At 61.4% G+C, this 5,503-nt stretch carries 5 protein-coding genes and 2 pseudogenes; all 7 read left to right on the forward strand.

The annotated features are described in order from the left end of the window. Positions 1-183: pseudogene (locus AC1DT3_RS11115) on the forward strand (ABC transporter substrate-binding protein); the annotation flags it as partial. 23 nt (positions 184-206) lie between these two features. Continuing rightward, positions 207-1,187, forward strand: a complete 981-nt coding sequence (locus AC1DT3_RS11120; RefSeq protein WP_477465319.1) for an NAD(P)H-quinone oxidoreductase — start codon at positions 207-209, stop codon at positions 1,185-1,187. 40 nt (positions 1,188-1,227) lie between these two features. Continuing rightward, the gene (locus tag AC1DT3_RS11125; RefSeq protein ID WP_477465320.1) at positions 1,228-2,073 is read left to right on the forward strand and encodes an amino acid ABC transporter permease; all 846 of its coding nucleotides are present in this window, start codon (positions 1,228-1,230) and stop codon (positions 2,071-2,073) included. A gap of 13 nt (positions 2,074-2,086) precedes the next feature. Then, positions 2,087-2,875, forward strand: a complete 789-nt coding sequence (locus AC1DT3_RS11130; protein WP_477465321.1) for an amino acid ABC transporter ATP-binding protein — start codon at positions 2,087-2,089, stop codon at positions 2,873-2,875. Positions 2,876-2,913: 38 nt separating this feature from the next. Next, on the forward strand, positions 2,914-3,750 hold the full coding sequence (locus AC1DT3_RS11135; protein WP_477465322.1) for an ABC transporter substrate-binding protein: 837 nt from the start codon (positions 2,914-2,916) through the stop codon (positions 3,748-3,750). A 98-nt stretch (positions 3,751-3,848) separates the two neighbouring features. Beyond that, positions 3,849-5,249, forward strand: a complete 1,401-nt coding sequence (locus AC1DT3_RS11140; RefSeq protein ID WP_477465323.1) for an MmgE/PrpD family protein — start codon at positions 3,849-3,851, stop codon at positions 5,247-5,249. Between the two features lie 28 nt (positions 5,250-5,277). Then, positions 5,278-5,503 (forward strand): annotated as a pseudogene (locus AC1DT3_RS11145) (agmatinase); the annotation flags it as partial.

Here is a 5,503-nt window from a genome sequence, read left to right on the forward strand (position 1 = left end):
GGCGAGCCCCTGATCAAGACGCTGTTCGGTTTCGCGTTCAACAAGGATGCGACGGCGCTCAGAGACTCCGTTGCCACCGCGTTGACGGCGACGATGAAGAACGGCGCGTACGAGAAGGCGCTTCAGAAGTTCGGCGTAGAGCGCCAGGCAATGTCCGAGGTCAAGATCGACGCGGGAACCTGATTGTTTCAGAACCGGAGACCGATATGCGCGCCGTCATTCTCTCTCAACCAGGCGGACCGGACGTCCTGTCCGTCGCCGAAGCTCCCGATCCCCGGCCAGCAGCCGGAGAGGTCATCGTCGACGTTCATGCCACCGCATTGAACTTCGCCGATCTTCTCCAGCGCCGGGGCACCTATGGAACACCGACCGAGCTCCCAGCGATCCTCGGCATCGAGTGCTCGGGTGTCATTCTCGCGCTCGGCGAAAACGTTGAGGGATGGGCGGTGGGCGATGAGGTCTGCGCCCTAGTGTCAGGCGGGGCTTATGCGGAACGGGTGGCGGTTCCCGCCACCCAGCTCCTGCCTCGGCCGGACAACGTCGACCTGCAATCGGCCGCGGCACTGCCTGAGGCCGCCTGCACAATCTGGTCCAACCTGATCGATATTGCCGGACTGCGCGCCGAGGATACCGTTCTCATCCACGGTGGTGCGGGTGGTATCGGAACGTTCGGAATCCAGACTTGCCGTGCCTTGGGCGCACGGGTCTTCGCGACCGCTGGCGGAGCCGACAAGTTGCAACGTTGCGTCGACTTCGGAGCTGCGCGCGCCATTTCCTATCGGGATGAGGATTTCGTTTCCGTCGTGAAGAAGGAGACGGGCGGACGCGGTGTCGATCTGATCCTCGACAACATGGGTGCGTCCTATCTGGCGAGAAACATTGAAGCCCTGGCACCCGACGGACGGATCGCGATGATCGGTCTTCAAAGCGGACGGGACGGCGAAATCCCGCTCGGCCGAATGATGGGAAAACGCGCCTCCTTGTTCACGACCTCGCTTCGGGACCGGCCCGCTGCGGCCAAGGCGCTCATCATCGAAGGCGTGCGGCGCGACCTGTGGCCCCACGTCGAAGGCGGAAAGATCTTGCCGACCATCGATCGCGTTTTCCCCCTCGCCGCGATGGCGGAGGCCCATCGTTACATGGAGGAGGGTAAACATATCGGCAAAATCGTCGTCAGCGTTAGATAATGACAAGCCAGAGGAACAGCGGCGCGGAGAGAACAGACCCATGACCGATACAGTCTACCAGGTGAGCCATCTCACTCTTGTCCCCCGGCGTCACTTTGGCCGGATGGTCGCGGCGGCACTCGTCCTCGCCGCGCTTGCAGCGATCATCCATGCCTTCGCCGTCGGGCAGATCGAGTGGCGCTATGTCGCCGAATTTCTGACTGTTCCAGCGATCATGACCGGCCTCGCAAACACGATCATCATGGCGATCCTGGCGATGGTGGTCGGAATTGCCCTCGGTATCCTGTTCGCAATCATGCGGCTCTCGGACAACCCAGTCCTGTCGATGACGGCTCTCGGCTATGTGTGGTTCTTTCGGGCCATTCCGGCTCTGCTGCAGTTGCTTCTCTGGTTCAATCTCGCGCTCGTGTTTCCCACGATCGGGATCCCCGGGGTATTCTCGGTCAACACCGTGAGCGTCATGACTCCGTTCGTAGCGGCGCTGCTCGGGCTCGGCATACAGCAGGGCGCCTTTACCGCAGAGGTGGTGCGCGCGGGTCTACTTTCGGTCGATCGTGGCCAGTACGAGGCGGCACAGACCATCGGCATGACCCGGCTCCAGATGTTGCGCCGTATCATCATGCCACAGGCGATGCGAGTAATCGTTCCGCCCGTCGGCAACGAATTCATCGGAATGGTCAAGCTCACATCGCTCGCGAGCGTGATTCAATATGCCGAAATCCTCCACAGTGCGCAGAACATCTACTATGCCAATTCGCGTGTGATCGAACTGCTGATCGTAGCAGCGATCTGGTATCTCGCGATCGTCACCATTCTCAGTCTCATCCAAGGCCGCATCGAGAAATATTTCTCGAAAGGCGTCGCCGCGGTCAGCAACAACAAGTGACGAGGTGAAGGACATGGACACGCAGAACCTTTCCCCAGATGCTCCGCTTGTCGTCGCCGCCGACGTGCGAAAGCGATTTGGGACGCTGGAAGTCCTCAAAGGCATCAACGTCAAAGTGCCGAAAGGCGAAGTCCTTTGCATCATTGGTCCGTCAGGATCTGGCAAGAGCACATTTCTGAGATGCATCAACCAGCTCGAGCGAATTGACGGCGGAGCGATCTGGGTCGGTGGCGATCTCGTGGGCTTCCGCCGCGAGGGCGACAATCTCTACGAACTCGACGACGCTCAGATCGCGCGGCAGCGCCGCGTTATCGGCATGGTGTTCCAACGCTTCAACCTGTTCCCGCATCTGACGGTAACCGAGAACATCATCGAAGGTCCCGTGCAGGTGCTCCGCGAGAATCCTAATGCGGCGAAGGAGCGGGCGCATGCGCTTCTCGAGCAGGTCGGCTTGATCGAAAAGCGCGACGCATATCCCACGCACCTTTCCGGGGGACAGCAGCAGAGGGTGGCGATCGCGCGAGCGCTTGCCATGCGCCCGCAGCTTCTTCTGTTCGATGAACCCACTTCCGCCCTTGATCCGGAGCTTGTCGGTGACGTTCTCAACGTCATGCGCGATCTTGCGCAATCGGGAATGACGATGATCGTCGTGACGCACGAGCTCGGTTTTGCCCGCGAGGTCAGTCATCGTACGGCGTTCATGGATCAGGGTCAGCTGGTCGAGATCGGCGATTCACGTCAAATCCTCGCGGATCCGCAGCAGGAGCGCACCCGCGAGTTCATTTCGGCCGTGCACAAGTAGAACAATCGACAATCAACCCAGAGGCAAGGAGAATTACCATGAAAGCATCCACTCTTCTTTGTTCATTGGTTGCCCTCGTGGCGGCAACGGGTGTCGGCCTGGCGCAACAATTGCCGGAGCGCATCGCCTCTAAGAAGGCGATCATCGTCGCGAACGTGCCGAACTATCCGCCGCTGGAATTCAAGGATCCAAAGACCAATACGCTGACCGGTCTCGACATCGATCTCGGCAACGCCCTTGCGAAGAAGCTCGGCGTCGACATCAAATGGGAGGAGATCAGCTTCGAGCAGATGGTGAGCGCGTTGACGACCGGGCGCGCCGACATGATCCTGTCTGGAATGAGTGACCTCCCGGGCCGCAGGGACACGCTGGATTTCGTCGATTACCTGGAATCCGGAGCGCAATTCTATACGACGGCGGACCGCAAGGATGAGTTCAAGGCTCTTGCGGATCTGTGTGGCAAGACTGTCGGCGCGAGCCGCCGCACGTCGTTCCCGAAAGAGATGGAAACTTGGAGCAAAACGGCTTGCGAAGGCGCTGGAAAGCCGGCGCTCAAAATCGTCGGGACCGAAGGATCGGCGGATGCGCGCACGCAACTGCGCCAGAAGCGTCTCGACGCTGCCGTGCAGGGTAGCGAGACGCTTCCCTATCTTCTCGCGCTCGAGCCGAACACCTATGCGATCATAGGCGAGCCCTTCACCTCGGTGTACCAAGGAATGGGTTTTGCCAAGAAGGATACGCAGCTCCGCGACACCGTCGCCAAAGCCTTCGGTGAGATGATCGCAGACGGAACCTACGCCGAAGTCCTCAAGAAATGGGAGTTGTCGGCGGCCAAGGTCGACAAGATCATGATCAACGGCGAGGTCGCCAAGTAGCTAGCGAAGCAGCAAGCGATTGGCCGCCGCCGGGACAGACAATTCTCCGGCGGCGCCTTTTGCAGCGGATCCTTTCAATATCGCAGATCGAACGAGCCATGAACCCGTCTACAGAGCCGTCGCGCGCAGCGACGCTCGCTCAATTCGTCACCGCGGCGACGGCGGACGACGTGCCGGATGCAATCCGGCGGAAGGCTGCACGCCACACCCTGGATACGCTGGCATGCGGGATCGCGGGCGCGTCGTCACAGGAAGCGCAGGCGGGTTTGGACCTCATCCTCGCGACGGAGCCGACTGGCGCGGTTCCGGTGTGGGGGGCGCGTGAGCGCCTCTCGGCGCGTGCCGCGGCATTCGTCAACGGGATCGCCTGCCACGCCTTCGAACTGGACGACACCGGCGGATGTGACCACTCAGGGGCTGTCGTCCTGCCGGCGGCGATCGCCGCCGTTGCGCTTGCGGAGCGACCCGTCAGTGGATCAGAATTCCTGCTCGCGATTGTTCTGGGGTACGATGTCGCGCGGCGCGTTCTCGAAGCGTGCGGCGGATACGAACCGCACAACGAAGCCGGTTGGCATTCCACCGCCACATGCGGAACGTTTGGCGCCGCGGCCGCGGCTGCGCGAATTCTTCGGCTCGGACCTGAGCAGACCATGCATGCGTTCGGTCACGCCGCGAGCTTCAGTGGCGGGCTGTGGGCCTTCATTCACGACGGAAGCCAGACCAAGCGCATCCATGCCGGGCGCACCGCCGAGGGCGGCCTTCTGGCAGCGCTGCTCGCCCGTTCTGGCGTATCCGGCCCCTCGGCCGTTTTCGAGCCAGTGTGGGGTGGCTTCCTGTCGACGTTCGCACCGAACTCGGCGAAACCGGACGCGCTTACGACGGCCCTTGGCGAGACATGGCGTCTCGAACGCGTCTCTCTTAAACCCTATGCCTCGTGCCGCGGAACGCACTCGGCCATCGACGCTCTCGGATTGCTGATGGACACAAACAGCCTTTCGCGCTCGGACGTGGTGAGGGTCGAGGTCAGACTGAGTTCGTTTCTCTTCGACATGTGCGGTGGGCGTGATGTTTCGACGTTGCCGTTCGCTCAGATGAGCTTGCCCTACGCGCTCGCAGCGCGTCTGCACGCTGGTCATGCGGGGCTTTTGGCGTACGCCCAGGCTGCACGGCGGGATCCGGACCTCCAGGCAGCCATGGGACGCATTGTGCTCGTCGTCGATCCGACCATTGCGCCGACCGACGAGCCGTTCGTACGTGTCGAAACGGGCGACGGTCGCCGTTTCGAAGAACGAGTCCTAAAGGCACTCGGATCACCCGCAAATCCAGTTACCGACGAAGCCTATTTCGCCAAGATCCGCGGCCTTGCCGCAATGTCTCTCGATGCCGGGCAGACGGAACATCTCATCGAAGGGGTGCTCGGCCTGTGGGACGATGCGGACATGCGCTGGCTCGGCGATGCGTTGTGCTCGAGCGGGCCTCGACCGACGATCTTCAGATAACAATACTCAGACGCGGAGAACCCACATCATGGACCAGAAGAAACTCGAAGCGCTCCGCGCCCGCTACCAGGGTGCAACCGGCGGCGATATCGACGACCCTGACTTTCGCAAGGCTGCGGGTCTGCAATTCTCCGATAGCGACCGTCGCAAGTGGCCCTTCGCCGATCCGGCGACTTTCATTGACGCTCCGTTTCGGCCCGACGTCGTCGACCTGCCTGATTTTGGTGGCCTCGATATCGCACTCATCGGTGTCC

It is taken from the genome of Microvirga sp. P4_G7 (genome assembly GCF_056401005.1).